Annotated in this window: 19 protein-coding genes; 11 read left to right on the top strand and 8 right to left on the bottom strand. The window is 63.5% G+C overall.

The features are described from left to right. Positions 1-129: 129 nt before the first annotated feature. Positions 130-2,700, bottom strand: coding sequence for an adenosylcobalamin-dependent ribonucleoside-diphosphate reductase (locus J1C49_RS15135; protein WP_227446673.1), 2,571 nt, complete (start codon positions 2,698-2,700; stop codon positions 130-132). A 185-nt stretch (positions 2,701-2,885) separates the two neighbouring features. Here J1C49_RS15135 and J1C49_RS15130 point away from each other — a divergent pair, with 185 nt between their 5' ends. Then, the gene (locus J1C49_RS15130) at positions 2,886-3,317 is read left to right on the top strand and encodes a DUF1489 domain-containing protein (RefSeq protein ID WP_227446672.1); all 432 of its coding nucleotides are present in this window, start codon (positions 2,886-2,888) and stop codon (positions 3,315-3,317) included. A 43-nt stretch (positions 3,318-3,360) separates the two neighbouring features. Here the strand turns inward: J1C49_RS15130 and J1C49_RS15125 are convergent, their stop codons facing one another. After that, positions 3,361-3,852 (bottom strand): YdcF family protein, encoded by a 492-nt coding sequence (locus J1C49_RS15125; RefSeq protein WP_227446671.1) that lies wholly within the window; start codon positions 3,850-3,852, stop codon positions 3,361-3,363. A 167-nt stretch (positions 3,853-4,019) separates the two neighbouring features. Between J1C49_RS15125 and yghU the strand changes: the two genes are divergently transcribed. Together yghU and J1C49_RS15115 are read left to right on the top strand one after the other, a co-directional pair. Next, positions 4,020-4,886, top strand: a complete 867-nt coding sequence (yghU, locus tag J1C49_RS15120; protein WP_227446670.1) for a glutathione-dependent disulfide-bond oxidoreductase — start codon at positions 4,020-4,022, stop codon at positions 4,884-4,886. A gap of 344 nt (positions 4,887-5,230) precedes the next feature. Further along, complete coding sequence (locus J1C49_RS15115; RefSeq protein ID WP_227446669.1) at positions 5,231-6,412, top strand: AarF/ABC1/UbiB kinase family protein; 1,182 nt, start codon at positions 5,231-5,233, stop codon at positions 6,410-6,412. Positions 6,413-6,431: 19 nt separating this feature from the next. Here the strand turns inward: J1C49_RS15115 and hisG are convergent, their stop codons facing one another. From hisG to hisS, 3 genes are read right to left on the bottom strand one after another with little or no spacing between them, the layout of a single operon-like run. Then, entirely contained in the window at positions 6,432-7,136 is a 705-nt protein-coding gene (gene hisG / locus J1C49_RS15110) for an ATP phosphoribosyltransferase (RefSeq protein ID WP_227446668.1), read from the bottom strand. Next, on the bottom strand, positions 7,133-8,224 hold the full coding sequence (locus J1C49_RS15105; protein ID WP_227446667.1) for an ATP phosphoribosyltransferase regulatory subunit: 1,092 nt from the start codon (positions 8,222-8,224) through the stop codon (positions 7,133-7,135). Before J1C49_RS15105 ends, hisG begins: the two co-directional genes overlap by 4 nt. Then, entirely contained in the window at positions 8,221-9,708 is a 1,488-nt protein-coding gene (gene hisS / locus J1C49_RS15100) for a histidine--tRNA ligase (RefSeq protein ID WP_227446666.1), read from the bottom strand. The genes J1C49_RS15105 and hisS overlap by 4 nt, the downstream gene beginning before the upstream one ends. 104 nt (positions 9,709-9,812) lie before the next feature. Between hisS and J1C49_RS15095 the strand changes: the two genes are divergently transcribed. After that, positions 9,813-10,016, top strand: a complete 204-nt coding sequence (locus tag J1C49_RS15095; protein WP_370639423.1) for a SlyX family protein — start codon at positions 9,813-9,815, stop codon at positions 10,014-10,016. A 185-nt stretch (positions 10,017-10,201) separates the two neighbouring features. On the opposite strand, the gene J1C49_RS15090 is transcribed toward J1C49_RS15095, so the two are convergent. The 3 genes from J1C49_RS15090 to J1C49_RS15080 form a co-directional block, all read right to left on the bottom strand. Then, the gene (locus tag J1C49_RS15090; RefSeq protein ID WP_227446665.1) at positions 10,202-11,161 is read right to left on the bottom strand and encodes a hypothetical protein; all 960 of its coding nucleotides are present in this window, start codon (positions 11,159-11,161) and stop codon (positions 10,202-10,204) included. A gap of 131 nt (positions 11,162-11,292) precedes the next feature. Next, a complete protein-coding gene (gene dnaE / locus J1C49_RS15085) occupies positions 11,293-14,805 on the bottom strand; it encodes a DNA polymerase III subunit alpha (protein ID WP_227446664.1) in 3,513 nt (1,170 codons plus the stop codon). Between the two features lie 593 nt (positions 14,806-15,398). Beyond that, complete coding sequence (locus tag J1C49_RS15080; RefSeq protein WP_227446663.1) at positions 15,399-15,803, bottom strand: cytochrome c; 405 nt, start codon at positions 15,801-15,803, stop codon at positions 15,399-15,401. Positions 15,804-15,894: 91 nt separating this feature from the next. On the opposite strand from J1C49_RS15080, the gene J1C49_RS15075 reads away from it, so the two are divergent. The 7 genes from J1C49_RS15075 to J1C49_RS15045 all read left to right on the top strand — a co-directional run bounded on the left by J1C49_RS15075 (position 15,895) and on the right by J1C49_RS15045 (position 26,136). Continuing rightward, on the top strand, positions 15,895-16,608 hold the full coding sequence (locus J1C49_RS15075) for a DUF1194 domain-containing protein (protein WP_227446662.1): 714 nt from the start codon (positions 15,895-15,897) through the stop codon (positions 16,606-16,608). Positions 16,609-17,669: 1,061 nt separating this feature from the next. Continuing rightward, positions 17,670-19,043, top strand: a complete 1,374-nt coding sequence (xdhA, locus tag J1C49_RS15070) for a xanthine dehydrogenase small subunit (protein ID WP_227446675.1) — start codon at positions 17,670-17,672, stop codon at positions 19,041-19,043. Next, complete coding sequence (gene xdhB, locus J1C49_RS15065; RefSeq protein ID WP_227446661.1) at positions 19,040-21,487, top strand: xanthine dehydrogenase molybdopterin binding subunit; 2,448 nt, start codon at positions 19,040-19,042, stop codon at positions 21,485-21,487. The genes xdhA and xdhB overlap by 4 nt, the downstream gene beginning before the upstream one ends. Beyond that, positions 21,477-22,436: a xanthine dehydrogenase accessory protein XdhC gene (gene xdhC / locus J1C49_RS15060; RefSeq protein ID WP_227446660.1), complete on the top strand. Its 960-nt coding sequence runs from the start codon at positions 21,477-21,479 to the stop codon at positions 22,434-22,436. Before xdhB ends, xdhC begins: the two co-directional genes overlap by 11 nt. Continuing rightward, complete coding sequence (locus J1C49_RS15055; RefSeq protein ID WP_227446659.1) at positions 22,403-23,926, top strand: ABC transporter ATP-binding protein; 1,524 nt, start codon at positions 22,403-22,405, stop codon at positions 23,924-23,926. Before xdhC ends, J1C49_RS15055 begins: the two co-directional genes overlap by 34 nt. 201 nt (positions 23,927-24,127) lie before the next feature. Continuing rightward, positions 24,128-25,213: an ABC transporter permease gene (locus tag J1C49_RS15050; RefSeq protein ID WP_227446658.1), complete on the top strand. Its 1,086-nt coding sequence runs from the start codon at positions 24,128-24,130 to the stop codon at positions 25,211-25,213. Then, positions 25,213-26,136 (top strand): ABC transporter permease, encoded by a 924-nt coding sequence (locus J1C49_RS15045; protein WP_227446657.1) that lies wholly within the window; start codon positions 25,213-25,215, stop codon positions 26,134-26,136. The genes J1C49_RS15050 and J1C49_RS15045 overlap by 1 nt, the downstream gene beginning before the upstream one ends. Position 26,137: the final 1 nt, after the last annotated feature.

Below are 26,137 nucleotides of genomic sequence, written 5' to 3'. Positions count from 1 at the left end.
CATCAGGTCTCGTGCCAAGCTGATCTCCATCGCAGATACCAGCTTGAATCACGATCAGCGTGCCCTGTGAATCCCTTTTGTCAACACAGCCTAGTCCTTTCAATTTCAGCTACGACAACACCCTATCCATCAGCCGCATTTGGAATGACCGCAGCTTGCGCAGGTCATGCACCCTTCGACCATCCGCATGTCATACTGGCCACAGGACGGGCAAGCTGGACCACGCGGTGCGTCGAGATTGACCACCGCGGCCTGAGGATCGCTTTTGAGCCCCATGCCTTCGCCCTCAAGGAAACCGATGGCGACCATATGGCGCTCGATCACACCGCCGATTGCGGCAAGGATCGACGGGATATACTTACCCTGCACCCAGGCACCGCCGCGCGGGTCAAACACCGCCTTGAGTTCCTCGACCACGAAACTCACATCGCCGCCGCGCCGGAACACCGCAGAGATCATCCGCGTGAGAGCGACCGTCCAGGCAAAATGCTCCATATTCTTGGAATTGATGAACACCTCGAACGGCCGTCTATGCCCCCCGACGATGATGTCGTTGATCGTCAGATAGATCGCGTGCTCGCTGTCGGGCCATTTCAGCTTGTATGTCGCGCCCTCCAAAGCCTGCGGTCGGTCCAGCGGCTCGGACATGTAGACCACGCTGCCATCGTCGAGACCCGCCGCGATGCTCTTCGGGTCGTTCTCGGTCTCGGAGGGCAGGTCCCGGCCGCGGGTGGGGGTGGAGCCCCCGCCCGTGGGGGCGGCCGGGGGCTGCCCGGCTTCGCCGGGCTGCGCTTCATCGGCATCCCCAAAGACAAGCTGTTTCACCGGTACACCCAATAATTCTGCGATTTCAACAGCGTGCCGATTTGGGAGTTCTCTTTGATCCAATTCAACTTGAGTTATGTACGTTCTGCTAAGTCCTACGGCATCGGCCACCGCAGCCTGTGTCAATCCCCTACTCTTCCGCGCATCGCGAATTCGTGCGCCCATTGTTTTTGGCGTCTCCTCCGAAACGCTCAACACAGACCCCGTCACATCGTTGGGCCGGTATGTCGTGCATCCCTTGCAGCCTGTCTCATAGGCTTCGAGATAAACCTCCTTGAAGTCTTCAAAGGAAATGTCCTCGGGGCAGTTGATTGTCTTGGAGATCGATGAATCCACCCATTTCTGCGCCGCCGCCTGCATCCGCACATGGTCGAGCGGGGCCAGCGTCTGGGCGTTGACAAAATGATCCGGCAGGGGCGCGTCACCCTTGAGATCGCGCCACATCTGCACCGCGTAGTCGACCACTTCCTCTTCGGTGCGCGACCCGTCTTTCTGGAGCACCTTGCGGGTATAGCTGTAGGCAAAGACCGGCTCGATGCCGGAAGACACGTTCCCAGCATAGAGCGAAATCGTCCCGGTGGGCGCGATGGAGGTCAGAAGCGCGTTTCGGATGCCATGCTCCCGGATCGCGGCGCGCACGTCCTCATCCATGGTCTGCATGGCGCCGGATGCGAGGAACTTCTCCGCATCGAACAGCGGGAAGGGCCCCTTCTCCTTCGCCAATTGCACCGACGCCAGATACGCGGCGCGGGCGACCCGGTGCAACCAGCGCTCGGTCTGACGCGCCGCCTCCTCGGAACCGTAGCGCAGGCCCACCATCAGCAACGCATCCGCAAGCCCGGTCACGCCAAGTCCGATCCGGCGTTTGGCATGCGCTTCTTCGGCTTGCTCTTCGAGCGGGAAACGGCTGGCATCCACAACGTTGTCCATCATCCGCACGGCCGTCGCGACGAGATCCTCAAGACGGTCTTCGGAAAGCGCGGCATCATCCTCGAAAGGGCGATCCACCAATCGTGCAAGGTTGATCGACCCAAGCAGGCAGGCACCGTAAGGCGGCAAGGGCTGTTCGCCGCACGGGTTCGTTGCGGAAATCGTCTCGCAATAGTTGAGGTTGTTCGCCGCGTTGATCCGGTCGATGAAGATCACGCCGGGTTCCGCGTAATCATAGGTCGCGCGCATGATCCTGTTCCAGAGATCACGCGCCTGCACCGTCTTGTAGACACGGCCGTCAAAGACAAGCTCCCATGCCGCGTCCGCCTTGACCGCCGCCATGAAAGGATCGGTCACGAGCACCGACAGGTTGAACATACGCAGACGCGCGGCATCGGATTTGGCCGCGATGAAGTCCTCGATATCGGGGTGGTCGCAACGCATCGTGGCCATCATCGCGCCGCGCCGGGAGCCTGCGGACATGATCGTGCGGCACATCGCGTCCCACACGTCCATGAAACTGAGCGGGCCGGAGGCGTCCGCCGCGACCCCATGCACCGCAGCGCCCTTGGGTCGGATGGTGGAAAAGTCATAGCCGATGCCACCGCCTTGCTGCATCGTGAGCGCGGCCTCCTTCAGCATGTCGAAGATGCCGCCCATGCTGTCCGGGATCGTGCCCATCACGAAGCAGTTGAAAAGCGTGACGGACCGCGCCGTGCCCGCCCCCGCGGTGATGCGCCCGGCGGGCAGATACTGAAAATCCTCCAGCGCCGCGTAAAACCGCTCTTCCCACGCGTCCGGCGCCTGCTCCACTGCGGCCAACGACCGGGCGATCCGACGCCAAGTGTCTTCGACGGTCAGATCCTGCGGGGTTCCGTCAGCGGATTTCAGACGGTATTTCATGTCCCAGATCTGTTCTGCGATGGGAGCGGCGAAACGGGTCATGGCGGCTTTATCCTTGGGCTGGCACGGTCAGGACGCGACATAGGGCCGGTGCCAGGGTGGCAAGGCCTTGCATCGGGGATTGTCTCGAAAGGCTCTGACGATACCCCGACTCGCGTACAAAACGCAACACCTTGCCCCCGCCGCTTTGTGAGATACCATAGCTTGCGTGGCATGGGGAAGAATCTGTGGATAAACGCGTCAATCTGCTCAAATTGAGTGTCGGCACCGAAAGTGTAGAGAGCCTGCAGGACTGGCAATCAGGCTATGCGCGCCGGTTCGACGACGGTTTACCGCGGCATGTCACCCGCATGTGGCCACGTCGCGAGGCCGAGATTCTGTCTGGCGGATCCATCTTCTGGGTCATCAAGGGCTTGATCCAGTGCCGACAGAAGATACTCAGGCTCGACCGCGTTACCGGACAGGACGGCACGCAGCGATGCGCCATCGTGCTCGACCCCATGATCGTGCGCACCGCGACGGCACCAAAGCGCCCGTTTCAGGGCTGGCGTTACCTTGAAGTGGGCGATTCACCGCAAGACCTTCCAGAGCACAGGCAGGGCGAAGACAGCCTGCCGCCCGAACTGGCCGGGGCTCTGGCCGAGATCGGTGTGCTCTGATCCTTCCGGGCCGTCGGGACAGCCCTTACAAGACGCTTTACGATCACCAACGCCTCCGCCATCCGGTCATGACGGTCCACACAAGACCGGGGACCTCCCGCGCCGCCGCTTTCGCAAAGGGCCACGGCCGGCTGCCCCGGATCGGCACCGCGGCCCCACGAGCCCGCATGCCAAGTTGGCGGGCGATCAGGAGCGCGCGCGGCAGGTGCCAAATGTCCGATACGATCACCACCTCCCGTGTTTCCGCCCCGAGGAGAAATGGCCGGGCAAATGCGAGGTTTTCCAACGTCCGCGTCGATTGTTCCTCGAGCATGATATGGGTTCGCGGGACGCCTTCTGCCATCAGCGTTTCGGCAATCACCGAGGCTTCGCTCGGGCCATGACGGCCAAGACCACCGGTGGCTACGATACCGGAAATCGCGCCCTCCCGCCAAAGGTTCAACGCGTGCGCGGTGCGTCTGCGCAGGGTCGGGGACGGCACACCGCCCGGCCAGACCGCCGCACCAAGCACAATGGCGAGCGGACGCGGGGTCATGTCCGGGTCTCCGGGAAATTGCACAATTCTATCCGGCATGGGAGCAGGAAAGCACAGTCTCTGTGCGGCGCCCAGAGACAAGCACGCGGCAGGACTGGTTGGCATTTTGTCGCAGCACGCATACCTATGCGTCCAACACGTCACCATAACGAGCGAGGATAGCCATCATGGCCGAAGAGTATACCCCACCCAAGGTCTGGACCTGGGACCAGGAAAACGGCGGGACTTTTGCGTCGATCAACCGGCCGATTGCGGGCGCGACTCACGACAAGGCGCTGCCGGTGGGCTCGCATCCGTTCCAGCTCTACTCACAGGCAACCCCGAACGGTCAGAAGGTCACGATTCTGTTTGAAGAGCTGCTCGCAGCGGGGCATGCGGACGCGGAATACGATGCTTGGTTGATCAAGATCGGCGACGGCCATCAATTTGGCTCCGGATTCGTCGAGGTCAATCCGAATTCCAAGATCCCCGCTCTTCTGGACCGCTCCGGCGACACACCGGTGCGCGTGTTTGAATCCGGCGCGATCCTGCTGCACCTCGCCGAAAAATTCGACGCCTTCCTCGGCCCGAAAGCGGCCCGCGCAGAAATGCTGAGCTGGCTTTTCTGGCAGATGGGCAGCGCGCCCTACCTTGGTGGCGGGTTTGGCCATTTCTACGCCTATGCGCCCCACAAAATGGAATATCCGATCAACCGGTTCGCGATGGAGACCAAGCGTCAGCTCGACGTGCTCGACCGCAATCTCGCCGAGCGCGCCTACATGATCGGCGATGATTACACCATTGCCGACATGGCGATCTGGGCATGGTACGGCAATCTGGCGCTTGGCCGGCAATATGGTGCGGCTGAGTTCCTTCAGGTCGAAAGCTACGAGAATGTGCAGCGTTGGGCCAAGGAGATCGGCGCACGTCCCGCTGTCATTCGCGGGCGCATGGTCAACAAGACCAATGGCGAGCCGTCGGAGCAGTTGCGCGAACGGCATTCCGCCGAGGATTTCGAGACCCAGACCTGGGACAAGATCGGCGACGGAAGCTGATTTCCGGAGTGCTTGTCCGCCCTCGGGGATGACGCGCAAAGCGCGCAGGGGGCGTTGCCCCCTGACCCCCAGGATATTTCCGGCCCAAAGAAACACAGGCGCGTCCTGCCGATGTTGGGGCGCCACCCTTGTCCGGGCTGGGCGTGCTGGCAATTGTCTGGGCAAGGCGCGGCACTACCTGCCTGTCCATGATGGATGATGATTCAGGTTTTTCGGTCCCGACGTCGCGGTTTGCACGCGCGGGCAGGCTCGCGACCCTCGGAGGCGGGATCGCGGGCGCCATGGCGGCGGGTGGTGCCCGTGCGCTGCTATCGGGTCAGAGGCCAGACCCCCGTGCCCTTCTCATGACACCCGCCAATGCGCGCCGGCTCACCGATGAGCTGGCCCGTATGCGCGGTGCGGCCATGAAGATGGGGCAGCTGCTTTCCATGGAAGCCGGAGATATCCTTCCCGAAGAGCTCGCGACGATCATGGCGAGGCTGCGCGCCGAAGCCCAGACCATGCCACCCAGGCAGCTCAAACAGGTGCTGATCGCGAGTTATGGAACCGGGTTTCTCAAGCGGTTCAGCAGCTTCAACACGCGGCCCATCGCGGCGGCTTCGATCGGCCAGGTGCACCGCGCAGTGGCTCTCGATGGGCGGGAGCTTGCGCTCAAGATCCAGTATCCCGGCGTGCGCGGGTCTATCGATGCGGACGTGGCCAACCTCGGGGCCATGCTCAAGGTCTCCGGCCTGATCCCCAAAGGCGTTGCCATCAAACCGTTGCTCGAAGAAGCCCGCCGCCAATTGCATGAAGAGGCCGATTACCGGCGTGAGGCACGCGAGCTCGAAGCCTTTGGCCACTTGGTCGCAAAGGATGCAGACCTGATCACGCCCGCGGTCCATGCCGATTATTGCACAGATGATATTCTGGCGATGGATTTCGTGGACAGCCAACCAATCGAACAGGTCGAAACCGCCGATCAGGACACGCGGGATTTTGTGGCCACGCGTCTTTTCGGCTTGTTCTTTCAGGAGCTTTTCGACTGGCATCGTGTCCAGACCGATCCGAATTTCGCGAATTTCCGCTGGCAACCCGCCGACAAGCGCGTAGTCCTGCTCGATTTTGGCGCAAGCCGCTCCTTTCCTGTCGACACCGCAAATGCGTTTCGCGCTCTTCTGGATGCGGCATTCGAAGGGCAAGCCGGCGCAGTACGCGATCAATTGACCCGCATGGACATCCTTCCCGAGCGGATGCCGGAGGGGCAAGAGCGCATCATCGGGATGATGATCGAGCTTGCGCTTGCGCGGCTTGGGGCGGAGGTGGTCGATTTCGGCGATACCCGTTTTCTGGCGGAGATGCGCGAGCACGGGATGGTTCTGGGCGCGCAGGAAGGATTTCGTCACATTCCGCCATGGGACGCGCTCTATCTGCAGCGCAAGCTTGGCGGGCTTGTCTTGCTGGCCACCCGGCTCAAGGCCCGGGTGCCATTGCGCGGGTTGATGGCAGCGCATCGCATACAGGGGCGCCCCCCTGCGCAGGGCTGATAACCTTGCGAAGGCGGTTTCAGTCCGCGCGCCGCAAATCCAGATGCGCCCGCAGCTGATGGAGCGTTGTGCGCTGATCATCGGTGAGCGGTGCGGTGCGTGACCGGAACAGCGTGGCTTGCGACCGCAACACCGGTTCCTCGGCCAGAACCTTGAGATGATTGGCGCGCAGGGTTTCACCGGTTGATGTGATGTCGGCGACCGCCTCGGCCGTCAGGTTGGCAACCGTGCCTTCGGTCGCACCCTGACTGTCCACCAGTCGATAATCGGCCACCCCGCCTTCCCGCAGGTAATCCCGCACCAACCGATGGTATTTCGTCGCAATGCGCAGGCGGTGACCATGCTCCGCGCGAAACGCTGCAGCGGCGGCATCGAGATCGTCGAGCGTATCCACGTCAATCCAGGCGGCGGGCACCGCAATGATCAGATCCGCGAAGCCGAACCCAAGCTCCGCAAGCGGTTCCACCTTGCGATCCCACTGCACCAGCTTCTCACGGATCAGATCCGTGCCTGTGACGCCGAGGTGAACCCGCCCTGCCGCAAGCTCGCGCGGGATTTCACTGGCCGACAGCAACACGAGCGAGACCCCGTCGATTCCGTCGACCGCACCGGCATATTCGCGTTCCGACCCGGAGCGCGACAACCGAACCCCACGGGCGCCAAACCAGTCGAAGGTCTTCTCCATCAACCGCCCTTTCGAGGGCACACCCAGTTTGATCGTCATGGTTGCTTCCCCGAAAGCGCGATCATCAGGTCGGGCCGGATCACGGCGCCAACCGCGCGAATGTGCCCCCCCTGCCCGAGCCGTTGCGTCAGCGCATCGTAGCGCCCGCCCGTGGCGACCGGCGGCAGATTGGCGATCGGATCGGCCACGAAGCCAAACACGAACCCATCGTAATACTCCATCGAGGTCCGGCCATAACTGCCCTCGAAGTCGATCTTGTCCACATCCTGCCCCCGTGCACCGAGCGCCTCCAGACGCGCCTCGAAGGCATCCAGCGCCTGTGTGAGTGCTGGCAAATCCACGGCAATGTCGCGCAGTCTTTCAAGTGCATAGGGCAGCGTCTCCCGGACCGACAGCACCGCATCGATCAGCGCAACCTGCTCTCTCGCCAGCGGCGGCGCAGCCGCATCGGCGCGCAGCGCGGCAATACGCGCCTCGATCTCGGCGCGACTGCGTTTGCCGCTCTGGGGCGGCGCATCGGCAAAGGGATCAGCGGCAGCAAGCAGCGCGACGCGAGTCGGCGGCGGCGGGGTCTTGCCCGAATACCGGTTGAGCAGAGCCCGGAACCGGCCCGGACGCCACAAATGGCGCAGAAGCGCCGCGCGGCGCGCTTTTGTTGTCTCCAGACCGGAGACGGCCGCAATCAAGACACCGATATCGCCCGTGACGGCGCGAAGCCCAAGCGGCGCCACCGCATCGGCCACAAGCGAAAACACCTCCGCATCTGCCGCGGCCGGGTCGGCACGGTCGAACAACTCATAGCCGACCTGAACATATTCCGACGCCCGTTCGGGGTGCGCTTCCTGGCGGCGAAACACCTTGCCCGCATAGGTATAGCGGGCCGGTTCCGCACCGCCGGCCATGTGCATTTCAACCACGGGCACTGTGAAATCCGGGCGCAGCATCATCTCTCCCCGCTCCGGGTCCGCCGTGACATACGCCCGTGACCGGATTTCTTCGCCATAAAGGTCCAGCAGCGTTTCAGCGGATTGCAGGATGGACGGCTCGACAAGCACCGCACCCTGCGCTTCAAAGCGCGCGCGCAACGCCGCAGCCTGGGCGCGTATCGCCGCTGCCTTTTCGATCATGCCTGCCCGTCCAGAATCGCCTTGACCCGTGCAACCAGTTCCGCGCGCGGCACCGCATATTGGCTGGGACGTTCCTTCCACTCGTCGAGCGAGGCATTCTCGGCGATCTTTGCGCCAAGGATGAGATCCTTGATCTGAACGATCCCTTGGGCCTTTTCGTCCGCACCCTCGATCACCGCCACGGGAGAGGCCCGCTTGTCTGCGTATTTCAGCTGGTTGCCGAAGTTCTTCGGATTTCCGAGATAGACCTCGGCGCGGATGCCCGCCTGGCGCAGTTCCGACACCATGGCCTGGTAATCGGCCATGCGGTCGCGGTCCATCACCGTCACAACCACCGGTCCCTGCGCGGATGTGTCCAGCCGCCCCTTTGCATCCAGCGCTGCAAGCAAACGATCCACACCGATTGAGACGCCCGTGGCCGGCACAACCTGCCCCGTGAAGCGCTTGACCAGATCGTCGTAGCGCCCGCCGCCTGCGACCGAACCAAACTGCCGCTTGCGGCCTTTCTCGTCGAGGATTTCAAAGGTCAACTCGGCCTCGAATACGGGTCCGGTATAATAGCCAAGCCCCCGCACGACGGAGGGGTCGATCTCGATCCGGTCCGGGCCATAGCCTTGCGCCTCCAGAAGGGCGGCGATCTGGGAAAGCTCATTCACGCCCTCGGCACCGATGGCGCTGTCGCCGATGGCCGCATTCAGATTGGTCAATGTGGCGTCTGCGCTGTCGCCTTTCGACGTGAGGAAAGCGACAACGGGTTCCGCTTGCGCATCGCTCAGCCCCACACCGTCAATATACGCGCCCGAGGCATCGAGCCGCCCCTTGCCCAGAAGCTCCCGCACGCCCGCTTCGCCGACCTTGTCAAACTTGTCGATGGTGCGCAGGACGGCATCGCGTTGGTCACCATCATCGAGCCCCATGCTTTCCAGCACGCCATTCAATACCTTGCGATTGTTCACGCGGATGACGTAATCGCCGCGCGGAATACCAACCGCTTCCAGAGTGTCGGCCAACATGGCACAGATCTCTGCATCCGCAGCCACCGACGCGGCGCCTACCGTGTCGGCATCACATTGATAAAACTGGCGAAACCGCCCCGGCCCCGGCTTTTCATTGCGCCAGACTGGACCCATCGCATAGCGCCGATAGGGCAGCGGCAAGTCATTGCGATGTTGCGCATAAACCCGCGCCAGAGGGGCGGTCAGATCATAGCGCAGCGCCAGCCAGTCGCCGGGTCTGTCGACCTCGGCATCCTCCTGCCACGCGAAGACGCCTTCGTTGGGGCGATCCACATCGGGGAGGAACTTGCCGAGCGCCTCAACCGTTTCGACCCCCGCGCTTTCCAGCGCATCGAAGCCATAGCGATGATACACCCCGGCAATCGTTTGCAGCATATCGTTCCGCGCGGTCACCTCGGTGCCGAAATAGTCGCGGAAGCCCTTCGGCGTCTGCGCGCGAGGACGGGGGGTTTTCTTGGGCTTGGCCATGGGTTTTGTCGCCTTATCGCCTAGACTTCATGCGCGCTCCGTCTACTCTCTTGATCAACAGGGGGCAAGCGTAGCCCCAGGGTCCGCCAAAGGAGATCCGGATAATGGAACGGATGGACAGGGTCGAAGAGCGTGTGGCCGATCTCATCAGGACGGTCGACGACTTGTCCGACACAGTTGCACGGCAAGCCAAGGACCTAGCCCTGCTCAACAAACACGTGTCGCTGCTCATGTCTCGCGAGGCCGAGCGGGAAGCCGATACCGGCGGTGGCGCCTATTTCGGTGACGACCGCCCGCCGCATTACTAGGCCGATCAGCGGCACTGGATGCGTCCGCCGCGCAGGACGAACGCTGCCCTCCGGCCGCCGCCACAACGCCGCGCTCCACCGCGTCAGGCTTTCGTGGCATCAGGCACCGGGTCGGCAAGGCGCCCGCTGCCGGTGCTCCGGCAAGCCAACCTGCGCGTTACCGTCGTCAGATCGCTCGTGCGCCGCTACTTGGTCTTGATATCAAGCGCAAGCACTTCTCCGTCGTGCACGAGCAGGTTTTTCCACCGGGGCGTGCTGCCGAAACGCTCATAGATCGAGACAAAAACCGTGCTCGACGACATCCTGTTAATCCGCGCGCCGCAGGGCTGGCCCTTGCGGACACGACAGACCCGCGACTTCAAACGCTCATAGGCTTCATCGGTCTCAGAAACCGGCTGGCTGCCGCTGGCGGGGCCGTAACGGATCTGCTCATAGATCTCCGGGTCGCCAAACAGCACCAGCGCTGCCGTGAATTGCCGTGCGCAACCATCGTCAAAACCGGTCAGATAGAAATTGCGCTGGCTGGTCGAATTGGGCGTGCTGTCATAAAGCGCGTACCGTGCCCGCCCGCTGTCAGGGTAGCGCATGATGCGTGTCCCGAGACTGCGCAACGGGACCCCGCACAAACGCGCGATCTTGCCATAGGGAAGCGTCACACCCGGACCGACCTGTTCGTAATCCGGCGCGCCCGGTGCGGGGCCGCGCCCGCTGCTGCCTGATGCGCCGCCACCGCCAGCCGCCGCACGCGTCAACATCCCGCCGAACAAGCCGCCGCCGCCGGTATTCTCAGCAACGGTCTCGTCGACACTGGCTTCCGGCGTGTCATCCCCTGTGGCGGGCGTCCGCGCCGCGGCTGGCTCCGCTGCATCCGCGACCTCGGTGTCATCTTCCGCCTTGGCCGCATCCGCGCGCCGCTGGAAGAAGCCAAGCAACCCGCCGCGCGGTGCCGCGGCCTCTTCGGGCACAGGGGTGGTCTCTGCAACCGCGTCGACGGTCGGCGCGTTCGGGTCGGCCTGCATTTCGGCGCGCGGCAGCTCGTCGGCCATCTCGGTTTCAGACAATCGCGGCAGTTCCGCGAGCGGATCGCTGCAAGCGGTCAACGCCAAAACGGACGCGGCGATCAGGTAAAAGGGAACGCTACGCATCGCGCATCCTCGCAAATCTCGGTTCATCAGTTCTACTGCACAGAGGGCATCCGGTCCACCGCATGTGAGAAGCGGTTTCATGCGGCGCAATCCAGCGCAGAGGCACAAACGCCGCAAACGGGGTCCGGCAATCAGAATTCCTCGATCGCCATGACCCCATCAAGCGACTTTACGGCCCCCCGGATTTCAGGAGTGACGGGGAACTGTTCTTGCAGATCAAGCTCCACCTCGCCGGGCAGATCGTCATGCGCCAGACAAAGCCGCACCGGCCCGCGCGCCGCCTTGGGAAGCTGCTCCGCCGCCCGGGTGAGCACATTGGCAATCTGTGTCATCGCCGACGTGTTCTCGACAAAAATTCGCAGACCCGCAGCACCGGCCTCGGCGACCGTCCCCTCCGCCGGGACAACCGACCGGCCCAGAAGCTTAAGCTGATCGCTTTCCATCGTGGCTTCCACGGTGATCACCACCTTGGCACCGGTTTCGAGATGCTCGCGCGATTTTTCCAGCGCTTCGGAAAACAGCGTCACTTCAAACGCACCGGTCGGATCGCTCATCTGGCAGAAGGCAAACCGATTTCCGCGGGCGGACTTGCGTTCCTGCCGCCCCGCGACCACACCGGCCATCTTCGCCACGAGAGGCGACCCTTCTGCCTTTGCCGTAACCTCGTCAAGGGTCGAGACACCCCGACGCTTGAGCGCGGGCATGTCATCGTCAAGCGGATGGCCCGACAGGTAGAAGCCCACGGCCTTGAACTCTTCGGCCAGCCGTTCACCCGGCATCCACTCGGACACGGGTGACAAACGCGGTTCCGGAAGATCATCGCCCGCCTCACCAAAAAGCGATACCTGGTTGGAATTGCGCTGCTCATGCACCGCCGCAGAATACGCCACAAGCGCGTCGAGGCTGTCGAGCACGCGGTGCCGGTTGCGATCCAGCGTGTCGAAGGCTCCGGCGCGGGCCATCATCTCCAGCGGGCGCTTGCCGACTTTCTTGAGGTCCACGCGGCGCGCGAAATCGAACAATGTCGCGAAGGGCTTGTCCTGTCCGTTGACGATACGGGCGTCCGTGACGAGGCGCATCGCCTCCATACCGACATTCTTGAGCGCGCCCAGCGCGTAGACCAACTTCCCCTCCACCACATCAAAAGCGGCCTGTGACCGGTTCACGCATGGTGGCACCCAGGGCAGGCCAAGACCCTTCTTCACTTCCTCGAAATAGACGGAGAGCTTGTCGGTGAGATGGATATCGCAATTCATCACCCCGGCCATGAACTCGACCGGGTGGTTGGCCTTCAGCCACGCCGTCTGATAGCTGACCACCGCGTAAGCGGCCGCGTGGGATTTGTTGAAGCCGTAATTGGCGAACTTGTCGAGAAGGTTCCAGACCTCCGTCGCCTTGTCCTTGTCGACACCGTTTTCCTTGGCACCGGCAAGGAACTTGGGCCGTTCGGCGTCCATCGCCTCCTGGATCTTCTTGCCCATCGCGCGGCGCAGAAGGTCGGCACCGCCGAGCGAATAGCCCGCCATCTCCTGCGCGATCTGCATCACCTGTTCCTGGTAGACGATGATGCCCTGCGTCTCATCGAGGATGTGATCGATCGTGGGGTGCAGGTTCTCGCGCTCTTTCTTGCCGTTCTTGACCTCGCAATAGGTGGGGATGTTCTCCATGGGCCCGGGCCGGTAGAGCGCAACAAGGGCGACGATATCCTCGATACAGGTCGGCTTCATGCGCTTGAGCGCATCCATCATGCCCGAGCTTTCCACCTGGAACACCGCAACGGTCTTTGCTGCGGCATAAAGCTTGTAGGACGCCTCGTCATCGAGCGGGATCGCCCCGATGTCGTTCTCCGTGCCCGGCGCGGGGCTGTAGAGCTCCGTTCCATCAGCGGCCACATGCAGCGGACGGCCAGATTTCAGGATCAGGTTCACCGCGTTCTGGATCACTGTCAGGGTCTTGAGACCGAGAAAGTCGAACTTTACCAGTCCGGCCTGTTCCACCCATTTCATGTTGAACTGCGTCGCGGGCATTTCGGAGCGTGGATCGCGGTAGAGCGGCACCAGCTCGTCGAGCGGGCGGTCGCCGATCACGACCCCGGCGGCGTGGGTGGACGCGTTCCGGAGCAAGCCTTCGACCTGCTGTCCGTATGTCAGAAGCCGGTCGACCACCTCTTCGTTTTTTGCCTCCTCCGCCAGACGCGGCTCGTCCTTCAGCGCCTTTTCGATGCTGACCGGCTTGACGCCTTCGACCGGGATCATCTTGGACAGGCGGTCCACCTGTCCGTAGGGCATCTGCAACACGCGGCCGACATCACGCACCGCAGCCTTGGAAAGCAGCGCACCAAAGGTGATGATCTGACCCACCCGGTCATGCCCGTATTTGTCCTGCACGTAGCGGATCACCTCTTCGCGGCGATCCATGCAGAAATCGATGTCAAAATCGGGCATCGAGACCCGTTCGGGGTTCAAAAACCGCTCGAACAGGAGCGAATACCGCAGCGGGTCCAGATCGGTAATCGTAAGCGCATAGGCCACCAGCGAGCCCGCACCGGACCCCCGTCCCGGCCCCACCGGGATGCCCTGATCCTTGGCCCACTTGATGAAGTCTGCCACAATCAGGAAGTAGCCGGGAAAGCCCATGCCCTCGATGATCCCCAGCTCGAACTCGAGCCGCTTTTCATACTCGTCCACAGAAGCGGCGTGCGGGATCACCGACAGGCGCGCCTTGAGCCCTTCGACAGCCTGCCGACGCAGCTCCACCACCTCGTCATCCGCAAATCGCGGCAGGATCGGATCCCGCCGATACGCCATGAAGGCGCAGCGCCGCGCGATTTCAACGGTATTTTCAAGCGCTTCCGGAAGATCCGCGAAAAGCACCGCCATTTCCTGTGGCGTCTTGAGGTAATGCTGTGCCGTCAGGCGTCGGCGCGGTTGTTGCTGATCGACATAGGCGCCTTCGGCGATGCAGATCAACGCATCATGCGCCTCGTACATCTCCGGTTTCGGGAAATACACGTCATTGGTCGCAACCAACGGCAACCCCATGTCATAAGCGATCTCGACAAGCCCGCTTTCCGACAGGCGTTCCGCTTCCGGGACTGCACCGTCCTCGTCGCGGTGGCGTTGCAACTCCACATAAAGCCGATCGCCGTAAATCTCCGAGAGCCGCGCCATCAGCGCCCGCGCCGCCGGACGCAGACCCGCCTGCAAGAGCCGGCCCACAGGTCCGTCCGGACCGCCGGTCAGACAGATCACGTCCTCGGAATGCCGGGCCAACTCGTCCACGGTGACATGCGGCAATTCCGAGCCTTCGCGCAGGTAAAGGCACGAGTTGAGCTTCATCAAGGCCTCGTATCCCGCCTCCGTCTGCGCGAGGCACACGATGGGCGCCGGCGCTTTGGGCCGTTGACCGGGCTCCGGCTCCTGATAACGCAGATCGATCTGGCATCCGATGATCGGCTGCACACCGGCTCCACTTGCCATCACCGAAAATTCGAGCGCGGCAAAGAGGTTGTTGGTGTCGGTGACCGCCACAGCGGGCATGCCCATGTCTGCGATCAGACCGGGCAGCTTCTTGAGCCGGAGAGCGCCTTCCAGGAGCGAATACTCTGTATGTGTGCGCAGGTGAATGAATCGGGGATCGGACATACGGCCACGATAGGCTGTGTTGAAAGGCTGTAAAACCCCAAGATATGCCGAGATGTCCCAAGCCGCATCCGGCCATGCTGTCCGCCGGACACACGAGATCCGAAAGTCGGCCCAAACGGATACCCGGAGCAGGAACAGCCCTGTGGACTCGCGACGCGGCGTTCCAACCGCCGCACGCGCGCTTTGCCTGACTTCTGCCCAGCAAGCAGTCTTGGCACGGGCAGCCCTCATTAAGGCCATCCACGCGGGTCAAGCGACCAAACCCGGGAATGCCGTCCGCACGCCCGGTGCGCCGCTTGGTGGCCGCCACACCACATTTGATCGTTTCAGCCCTGTCCGCGATGCAGAAACCGCGCGCAGGCGGCCACAACCGGCTGCACCGCCCCGAGGCCGGTCAACAACGCGCTCCGCGGATCGACCGACGCGGACGGTTGAATGCAGGGCGCGCGCGCTCCGCCGGATCATTTGGCGGATGAGCAGCCGGACGCGGCACAGATCCGAGACGCGAAAGCCCCTCCATGGCGGGCTTCTCAGGACCAAAGAGGGTGCACGCCATCGAGCCGTGCCGGCCCCAAACCGACAGGCCTCCCCGATCAGGGCATCTGGATGCTGCGCAGATAGGCGACAATATCGGCAATCGGCTGCGATACCAGAACCGGCTGACCGGAATCCGCCTTCATCGGCACATCCATGACGCCCTGAAAGAAGGGGCCAAATACCGGCATTGGGGATCCGTGGCTTGCCAGAGGGTCTTGCCCGTCAATTCTTTCGATCACCCGCTGCATCGGAAAGATCCCGTCATTGCGCGCACTCAGAGCCGTCAGGTCCGGCGGTGTGATCAGCAAGGCACCGCTCAAGGGGCCATCCCCTTCCGCCGCTGCACCGTGACAGCTTGCGCAATGCCGCTCGAACAAGGCCTCGCCTTCGCTTGGTTCCTGCGCGGTTGCCTGTCCGCCGATGATCGTTGCGGCCGTCAAACATGCCAGAAATATTCGCATAATGGTCTCCATCCCGTTGTGACTGGTTCAGTATGGGCGCGCGCGCGGCATTCCGCGTTGATCCGCCTCAAATGGCGCGGTAGCCTCTGACATGCTCAGATTTCTTCTCATGGTGTGCCTGATCAGCCTTGCCCTGTCCGGGCGCGCGGCGGCACAGGACACCGACCTCGAACTCGTTCTTCTGGCGGATGCGTCGGGATCGATCGACTCCCGCGAGATCGCGCTACAGCGTGAAGGCTATGCGCAGGCGATGACCGATCCGGAAGTGCTCGCCGCAATCCGCAACACCGCCTATGGCTCGATTGCCGTGACCTATGTGGAATGGGCCGCCAATCAGGCGGTGGTTGTGGATTGGATGCGGATCGAGGATGCCGCTTCCGCCGCCGCGTTTGCCAATGCGCTGCAGGACAAACCGCGGCAGGCCTATGGACGCAATGCCATTGGGGCAGCGCTTCTGGAAGGGCTGCGCCTGATGGAAACCAACAGCTTCGACGGATGGCGCCGGGTGATCGATTTCTCGGGCGACAGTGTCAACAACTACTCCGGCCCCTCCATCGCAAGCGCGCGGGAGACCGTTCTGGCCGCCGGTGTGACGATCAATGCGCTGCCGATCCTGCGTCCCAACGATCCCGGTCGGGCGCATGGGGGACTCGAAGCGGCCTATGAAGCACAGATCATCGGCGGGCGCGGCGCGTTTGTGGTCACCGCAGAAGATCGCTCCAGCTTTGCCGATGCGGTGAAGCGCAAACTCATCCTCGAGATCACGGGACCATCCGGTCTGCCGCGCGATGTCGCCACGCGGTGAACCCGGCTGATCCTGACATGATCGGGAGGGGCTCCGTTGTTGGTCTGAGACGCTGAACCGCCAGAGCCACCGCCACTCGCGGCGGCACCGACGACGCTCGCGGACGTATATACGGCCAACCCGCCGGGGCTCATCCCTCCGCCATCCGCACCAATTAGTGGTATGGCTCCAATTCCATTGGTGGTCGTTCCGGCGCCACCCGGCACGATCGCACCCGCGTCATCGTCGTCAAACACTCCGGCGGCAGCAAGACGCGCAGCGCGCTCGCCCGCGCGCTCTCGGCATCTTCGATACTGGCCGGAAAAGCTCCGGAATAACCGGGCGCAAAAAGCACGTCCCGATAATGATACCCTTTGAGATTGGGGGGGGAGCGTGCCTGGCACGCCGCTGGTCTATCCCGTGATTGGGGTTTATCACCCGGCAGGTATCGGGCATGCGGTGGTAGCGCCCGCACCCTGTCAGCATCAAGCCGACCGCTGTCGCGGCTACAATTCCTACCATCCCTTGAATTGTCCTTCCTCGGGTTGGCCTCCGGCGCTCCGATAGCTGCGGAGCGTCTTCACAGGCAGCTTTGCCACGCAGGCTTTTTCGATATCGAAGAGCGTCCGCCCGCATCTCTTGCTTTTCAGCGTGTCACACCGCGAGACCTGCGCGCAGAAGCCCACCCCCCAAAACATCCGCGGAAGTGCGGTCATTGGCACCGGCGTCCTTGCCCGCGAGGGCGGGTCCAAAAGGTCGGCGGCGGCGATGCCAGATTGGTGCCGTCATTCAGTGGCGATATGCGCCTTTGCAAGACCCTGCGCTTGTCAACACCGTCACCCAGACGTCCACCCTGTTCGCAAATGACAGGGCGGGCAGGACCGGTTTCGGAGGCGCGCCGAACGCCGCGATCTGAGGCATTGAGACGGTTCACCGTCCCCAAACGCGGTTTTTGGCTTGCCAAGTTCCGTATCGGCCTTCTACGCTCGGACCCGGAAATCAAGATGGCGCAGCTTCTACGCCGCATCGAAGGCGCCACCCTCGAACAGGGGCAGTTTTGGTATAGCGGCAGGTTTTTCACAATGGATATCACCTTTCTTCTGAACGGAGAGAGCGTGTCGCTACGCGATGTGGCCCCGACCGTCACGCTGCTGGATTGGCTGCGCGAGGAACGCGGTCTCACGGGCACAAAGGAAGGCTGCAACGAAGGCGATTGCGGCGCTTGCACCGTCATGGTGGCGGATGTGGAGGGGGCCAAGGCTCTGAACGCCTGCATTCTGTTCCTGCCGCAACTCCACGGCAAGGCGGTGCGCACTGTCGAAGGGCTGAGCGGCCCTGATGGCGGCCTGCACCCGGTGCAATCGGCGATGGTGGATCACCATGGCTCGCAATGCGGGTTTTGCACGCCCGGCTTCGTGGTTTCGATGGCCGTGGCACATCTCAATGGGGACACCGCGCATGACGACGCGCTGGCGGGCAACCTGTGCCGCTGCACCGGCTATGCGCCGATCATCCGGGCCGCACAAGCAGCCGAACAGGCGCCCGTGCCGGATTGGCTCGAACCCGCCAAGGGCTTTCGCATGCCACAACAACCGGCGCCGCTCGACATGGCTCCGGACAGCGCCGATGCGCTCGCAGACGCGCTTTTGAGGACACCCGATGCCACGCTCATCGCAGGCGCCACCGATGTGGGCCTCTGGGTGACCAAAGGGCTGCGCGATCTGGGGCCGGTTCTGTTTCTGGGACGGTGCACGGACTTGCAGCAGATCGAGGAGACCGAAGACGGGCTCCGGATCGGGGCGGCGGTCACCATGGATCGGATGCTTTTGGCGATGCGGGACCGACACCCGTCCTACGCGGAAATGATCCGCCGCTATGGCTCGGCGCAGGTGCGGGCGGCCGCGACGATTGGCGGCAACGTGGCCAACGGCTCCCCCATCGGGGACAATCCACCCGCGCTGATCGCGCTCGACGCGCGACTGCACCTGCGGTGTGGGCAGGATCGGCGCGTCATGGCCATTGAGGACTTCTTCATCGCCTATGGGCAACAGGACCGCGCCCCCGGAGAGTTCGTGGAGGCCATCACGATTCCTGTCCAGAAAGACCGCCTGCGGGTCTACAAGCTCTCGAAGCGCTTCGATCAGGACATCTCTGCCGTCTGTGGGGCGTTTTCGATCACCGTGGAGGACGACATAGTCACCGCCGCACGCATCGCCTTTGGCGGCATGGCCGGCATTCCGAAACGCGCGAGCCACGTGGAGCGCGCGCTTGTCGGCAAGCCCTGGAGCGACGCCACACTCGCCAGCACACAGGATGCCTGGGAAGAGGACTTTGCGCCGATGACGGATATGCGGGCCTCCGCCGGCTACCGGCTCGACAGCGCACGCAACATGCTACGGCGGTATTTCCTCGAGGATCGGGGCGAAGCGGTTTCCGTGCTTGAGGTGACGCCATGAGCGTGAGCAAACCCCTTCCCCATGATGCAGCACGGCTGCACGTCACCGGTGCGGCGCGCTATGTCGATGATATTCCGACACCGGCCAGGTGTCTGCACCTCGCCTTCGGCCTGTCGCAAGTCGCGGCGGGTCGGATCAAGTCCATCGACCTTGAGGCCGTGCGTCATGCGCCGGGCGTTGTCGGCGTATGGGAGGCCAACGACCTGCCCTCCGACTGTGATTGCTCGCCATCGGCCCATGACGAGCCGATGCTGTCTGGCAAGACGATCCATTATTTTGGCCAGCCGGTCTTTCTCGTCGCCGCAACCTCATACCTCGCGGCACGCAAGGCCGTGAAGGCCGCCGAGATCCTGTTTGAGACGCGGGATGCGATCCTGACCATCGATGACGCTCTGGCCGCGGAGTCGCGCTTCGAAGACGGCCCCCGTGTCTGGAGCAAGGGCGACGCGGGAGAGGCGATCGATACAGCCCCGCACCGGATCGAAGGCGAGATCGAGATGGGTGGGCAGGAGCACTTCTATCTCGAAGGGCAGACCGCCCTCGCGATACCGCAGGAAGGCGGCGACATTCTTGTGCATGCCTCGACGCAACACCCGACCGAGATCCAGCACAAGGTTGCTCATGCCCTGCATCTTCCGATGCACGGCGTGCGGGTCGAGACGCGCCGCATGGGCGGCGGCTTCGGCGGCAAGGAAAGCCAGGGCAACGCGCTTGCGATCGCCTGCGCGGTGGTTGCGGCAAAGACGGGCCGGCCCGCGAAGATGCGTTATGATCGCGATGACGACTTCATGATCACCGGCAAACGCCACGATTTCCGGATTGCCTACCGCGCGGGGTTTGATGCAGAGGGGCGGGTCCTCGGTGTCGAATTCGTGCAATATGCGCGCTGCGGCTGGGCGCAGGATCTCTCGCTGCCGGTGGCCGACCGCGCGATGCTGCATGCGGATAACGCATATCACCTGCCGGCCATCCGGATCGAAAGCCACCGTTTGCGCACGAACACCCAATCGGCCACCGCGTTCCGGGGGTTTGGCGGACCACAGGGGATGCTTGGCATCGAACGCGTCATGGATCACGTGGCGCACCACCTGGGCACGGATCCCTTGGCGGTCAGGCGCGCGAATTATTATGCCGCGGCGCAGGATGTGGACGCAGGCGGGGGGCCAGCCCCCCGTTCGGCGCAGCCGAACGCCCCCCGGGATATTTCAGGCCCAAAGAAAGACGCGGACAGCACCACGCGCGGTGCGTCACCAACTGTGTCGCAGATGCCCGGCGCCCCGCAGCCGGACAGGGTTCGGGCGCCGCAGCACCAGACGACGCCTTACGGGCAGGCCGTGACGGACTTCATCCTTCACGCGATGACCGACCGGTTGGAACGCGATGCAGACTATACCAAGCGGCGGGAAACAATTGCGGCGTGGAACGCGCAATCGCCCGTGCTCAAACGCGGCATCGCATTGACCCCGGTGAAGTTCGGCATCTCTTTCACCCTGACCCATCTCAATCAGGCCGGGGCGTTGGTGCATGTCTACCAGGACGGCTCCATCGCCATGAATCATGGCGGCACCGAGATGGGGCAGGGTCTGTTCCAGAAAGTGGCGCAAGTCGCTGCCAGTCGCTTTGGCCTATCCCCCGAGGCGATCAGGATCACCGCCACCGACACCGCCAAGGTGCCCAACACCTCTGCCACGGCGGCGTCATCGGGGTCGGACCTCAACGGTATGGCCGTAAAGGCCGCTTGCGACACGATCCGCGACCGGATGGCGGAGCATCTGGCACGCCTGTATCAGACGGAGCCCGGGACGGTGCGGTTTGCCGACGGGCACGTGCATGTGGGCGACGCCGTTCTGTCCTTCGGCGAAGCGGCGACGCTGTGTTACGAGGGGCGGGTCAGCCTCTCCTCCACCGGGTTCTACAAGACGCCCGGATTGCAATGGGACCGGATCAAGGGACGGGGCCGGCCGTTTTTCTACTTTGCCTATGGTGCGGCCTGCACGGAGGTAGTGGTCGACAGCCTGACGGGCGAATACCGGATCCTGCGGGCCGACATCCTGCATGATTGCGGTACCTCGCTGAATCCGGCTCTGGATATCGGCCAGATCGAGGGTGGCTACGTTCAGGGTGTCGGGTGGGTCACGACCGAAGAGTTGGTCTGGGACAGTGAAGGCCGGCTGCGCACGCATGCCCCTTCGACCTACAAGATCCCGGCCTGCTCCGACCGACCGGACGTGTTCCATGTCGCGCTTTGGGACGGGGCCAATCGCGAAGACACGATCTATCGGTCCAAAGCCGTGGGTGAGCCCCCTTTCATGCTTGGCATTTCTGCATTGATGGCGCTGTCGGATGCCATTTCCGCCCATGGCTCGCGTTATCCGGACCTTCATGCGCCGGCAACGCCGGAGCGGGTTCTGTCGGCGATCCAAAGGGTGCGCGATGGCGATTGACCTCGAAGAGCTGCGCGACGCGGTGAAGCGCCATGGAACCGTCGCCCGCGTGGTGATCGCGGCGGTGCAAGGCTCCAGCCCGCGCGAGCCCGGTGCGGCGATGCTCCTCTGGCCCGGCGGGCAATCAGGGAGCATAGGCGGCGGCACGCTGGAATACGAAGCCTCTCGACAGGCCTTTACGCGACGCGGGGCAAGCCGCCACGCGCTTGGGCCGGAACTCGGTCAATGCTGCGGCGGTTCCGTCACCCTCTGGACCGAGACCTGGGACGCGGACAGCCTGTCTGAGATCAGAGACAGCGCCCTGCTCGCGCGCGGCCCCGGCGCGCGGCCGCTGGCCGTTGCGCGCATCGCGGAGCGTGCGCGTTCGCGGGGTGCGCCCGTGCCAACCGGTCTTGTGGATGGCTGGATGGTGGAACCGGTCCTGCACCCCCAAAACCCGGTCTGGATCTGGGGCGCGGGACATGTGGGACGCGCGATTGTCTCCCTCCTGGCGCCGCTGCCCGATCTCGCGATCACGTGGGTCGATACGGCGAACGACCGCTTTCCCCAACAGGTTCCGCAGGGCGTCACGGCGATCCCCGCGGCGGAACCCGCGCTGTTGATGCCACGCGCACCGGGCGATGCGGCGCATATCATCCTCACATATTCCCACGCATTGGATCTCACCCTGTGCCATGCGGCACTCGGCCACCGCTTCGGGTTTTGCGGCCTGATAGGGTCACGGACCAAATGGGCGCGTTTCAAGTCACGGCTCGCCGATCTCGGGCATGATCGCGCGCAGATCGACCGCATCACCTGCCCGATCGGACAGAAATCGCTTGGAAAACATCCTCAGGCCATCGCCATTGGTGTGGCCGCGGAGATCGTTGACCATTACACCTCAATCACCAATCGATCCGAGAGGACCAGCAGCGCGTGGCCGACACACTCCTCAGCATCACCGGCCTGACCAAGGCTTACCCGGGCGTTGTCGCCAATGACGACGTGTCGTTTGACATTCGCACGGGCGAGATTCACGCGCTTCTCGGAGAGAACGGTGCGGGCAAGTCCACGCTGGTCAAGATGATCTACGGTCTGGTCGCTCCTGACCGCGGCAGCATGCGCATCGATGGCGCGGCCTTCGCCCCCGGCAGCCCGTCAGAAGCACGGCAATCCGGCGTTGCCATGGTGTTCCAGCACTTCTCGCTTTTTGACGCGCTTGACGTGGCGGAGAATGTCTCGCTCGGCATGGATGATCCGCCCAAGCCCGGCGCTCTGGCGGCACGGATCCGCGACGTGTCGGAAGCCTACGGGCTGCCGCTCGATCCGCACCGGCTCGTCGGAACGCTGTCGGCCGGGGAGCGCCAGCGCGTGGAAATCATCCGGTGCCTGTTGCAGGACCCACGGCTCCTGATCATGGATGAGCCGACATCGGTGCTGACCCCGCAAGAAGTCGAGATCCTGTTCGAGACGCTTCGAAAGCTGAAAACCGAGGGCACGGCCATCCTCTACATCTCCCACAAGTTGGAGGAGATCCGCACGCTCTGCGATCACGCCACCATTCTGCGCCGCGGCAAGAAGGTCGCGACCTGCACGCCAGCGGAGGAAACCGCCCGCAAGCTCGCCGAGATGATGGTTGGGTCCAGTTTTGCCACACCGGTCGCACAGAGCCGCACACGCGGAGACGTCCTGCTGGAAATCCGTTCCTTGAGCCTGCCAGCACCGGATGCCTTTTCGACACCGCTGCGCGATGTGTCCTTTGCCGTGGCCGCCGGCGAGGTTCTGGGCATCGGGGGCGTGGCCGGGAACGGGCAGGACGAATTGCTTGCCGCCCTGTCCGGGGAGCGCATTGCGCCTGCCGGGACGGTGGCGCTCAAGGGCAAGGATATCGCACGGCTCGGTCCCGTTGCCCGACGCGATGCGGGCTTGCTCTCGGGGCCTGAAGAACGGCTGGGCCATGCGGCCGCGCCAAATATGAGCCTCATCGAGAATGGCGTGCTGACCGCCGCCCGGCGAGAGAACTTGGTCAGCCGCGGATTTATCGGCTGGGGCGACGCGCGGCGTTTTGCCGAACGTGTGATCGACGCATTTGACGTGCGCACCCCCGGACCCGGCGTCGCGGCGCGGGCGCTTTCCGGGGGCAACCTGCAAAAATTCGTGGTGGGTCGAGAAATCCTGCAACGCCCGGACGTGCTTGTCCTGAACCAGCCGACCTGGGGCGTGGATGCCGCCGCTGCCGCCGCCATCCGTCAAGCCATCCTCGACCTCGCCGCCAAGGGCGCCGCGATCGTGGTGATCAGCCAGGATCTTGACGAGTTAATGGAAATCTCGGATCGCTTCGCCGCGCTGAATGAGGGGCGCCTATCTGCCGCGCGGCCCGTTGCAGAGCTCGACATGGAGAAGATCGGGCTGATGATGGGTGGTGCGCATGACATGGAGGTGGCGCATGATGTCCACTGATCCCGCGCAATCCGCTCGCGGTCCCGCCAACGGGACGGCCCCTCAGGATTTGCGGCACGAGAGCCGGATTCCCGCATCGCCAGATCCCGCCGGATGGGCACGTCGTGAAAGCCGCGCTCCGGTGGCCGCGTCTTCGGTGTCCCGGCCCGGAGAACCACGCCACGACGCGACGCCGGATTTGATCGGCGCGGGAGGGTCGACATGATACGGCTTGAGAAACGCCCCGAACCGTCGCGGTTCTGGACCGCCGTGACCCCCTTGATCGCGGTGGCCCTGACGATGGTCGTCGGCGGGATGCTCTTTGCATGGCAGGGTGCCGATCCTGTCGAGGCCATCCGGACGATCTTCTGGGATCCGATCTTCAACCCGCAATTTGCCGCCTTCACCCGTCCGCAATTGCTTGTGAAGGCGGGCCCGCTCATCTTGATCGCGATCGGGCTGTCCATCGGCTTTCGGGCCGGGATCTGGAACATCGGGGCAGAGGGCCAATACATCATGGGCGCCATCTGCGGCGCCGGCGCAGGGCTGGCCTTCTACCCGTCCGAGAGCGTGCTGATCTTTCCGCTGATGATCGTTGCGGGCGCCTTGGGCGGCTGGGCCTGGGCGATGATACCGGCGGTCCTGAAGACGCGCTTCGGAACCAACGAGATCCTTGTCTCGCTTATGCTGGTTTACGTTGCCGAGAACATTCTGGCTTCGGTGTCGTCCGGGTTGCTGCGAAATCCCGAGGGCATGGGCTTCCCGGGCTCGCGCAATTTCAAACAGTGGGACGCGACCCATAATGCGGAGCTGATCTCGGGCACGGGCATGCATTGGGGCGTTGTCTTTGCCTTCATTGCCGTGATCGCCGCCTACGTGCTCATGGCCCGCCATATTCAGGGGTTTCATATCCGTCTCACGGGAGAGGCGCCGCGGGCGGCGCGATTTGCAGGGGTGAACCCGACGCGGATCGTGATCCTGTGCCTTGGCATTTCCGGGGCGCTTGCGGGCTTGGCGGGCCTCTTCGAAGTCACGGGGCCTGCCGGACAAATCAGCATCGATTTCAATTCCGGCTACGGCTTCACGGCGATCATCGTCGCCTTTCTCGGTCGCCTGCATCCGGTCGGCATCCTGCTGGCCGGGCTGCTCATGGCGCTGACCTATATCGGCGGCGAGCTTGCGCAGCTGATGCTGGGCGTGCCGGGCGCATCGATCCAGCTGTTTCAGGGCATGTTGCTCTTCTTCCTGCTGGCAACGGATGTCTTCACCAACTACCGCCTGAGGTTTGCGGCACGGGAGGTTTCGTAATGGATCTGGGCTCGATTTCCGTTGTCCTTCTGGTCGCTTCGATCATGGTTTCCGCAACGCCGATCCTGCTTGCCGCCATTGGCGAGATGGTGGTCGAAAAGGCCGGCGTGCTGAACCTCGGGGTTGAGGGCATGATGATCACGGGCGCCGTGGTCGGCTTTGCCTTTGCGGTCAACTCCGGCAGCCCGATGTTCGGTTTCGTCGCCGCGGCGCTGGCCGGTGCGCTTCTGTCGTCGGCCTTCGCGCTGCTGACGCAGTTCCTGTTGTCAAATCAGGTCGCCACCGGGCTCGGGCTCACACTTGTGGGGCTCGGGCTTTCTTCGCTGATCGGCAAGCCTTACGAGGGCATCAAGTCCCCGACCCTGCCCAAGCTGGACATCCCGATCCTGAGCGATCTGCCCGTGGTTGGACGCATGCTCTTTTCGCATGACATCATGGTCTATCTCAGTCTCTTGCTGGTGGTCTGCGTCTGGGCCTTCCTGAAATACACCCGCGCCGGTCTGATCCTGCGGGCTGTGGGCGAAAGCCATGACAGCGCCCATGCGCTTGGCTACCGTGTGGTGCGGGTGCGTTTTCTGGCCATCCTTTTCGGCGGGGCCTGCGCTGGGCTGGGCGGCGCGTATCTCAGCCTCGTCCGCGTGCCGCAATGGACCGAAGGCATGACCGCAGGGGCGGGCTGGATTGCTCTGGCCATCGTCGTGTTTGCAAGCTGGCGCGCGGGTCGGATCCTTGTCGGGGCGTATCTGTTCGGCGGCGTCACCGTGCTTCAACTCAACCTTCAGGCCGCGGGGGCCAATGTGCCAGTGGCGCTCTTGTCGGCATCGCCCTACCTGATCACGATCCTCGTTCTGATCGTGATTTCCGCGCGCGGCGCGCATGGCGCCCCGGCATCGCTCGCGCGTCCGTTTCACGCATCCAGCTAGA

It is taken from the genome of Cognatishimia sp. F0-27 (assembly GCF_020667845.1).
Classification (GTDB): domain Bacteria; phylum Pseudomonadota; class Alphaproteobacteria; order Rhodobacterales; family Rhodobacteraceae; genus JAFMPQ01.
This window is presented reverse-complemented; position numbering and strand designations above follow the sequence as displayed.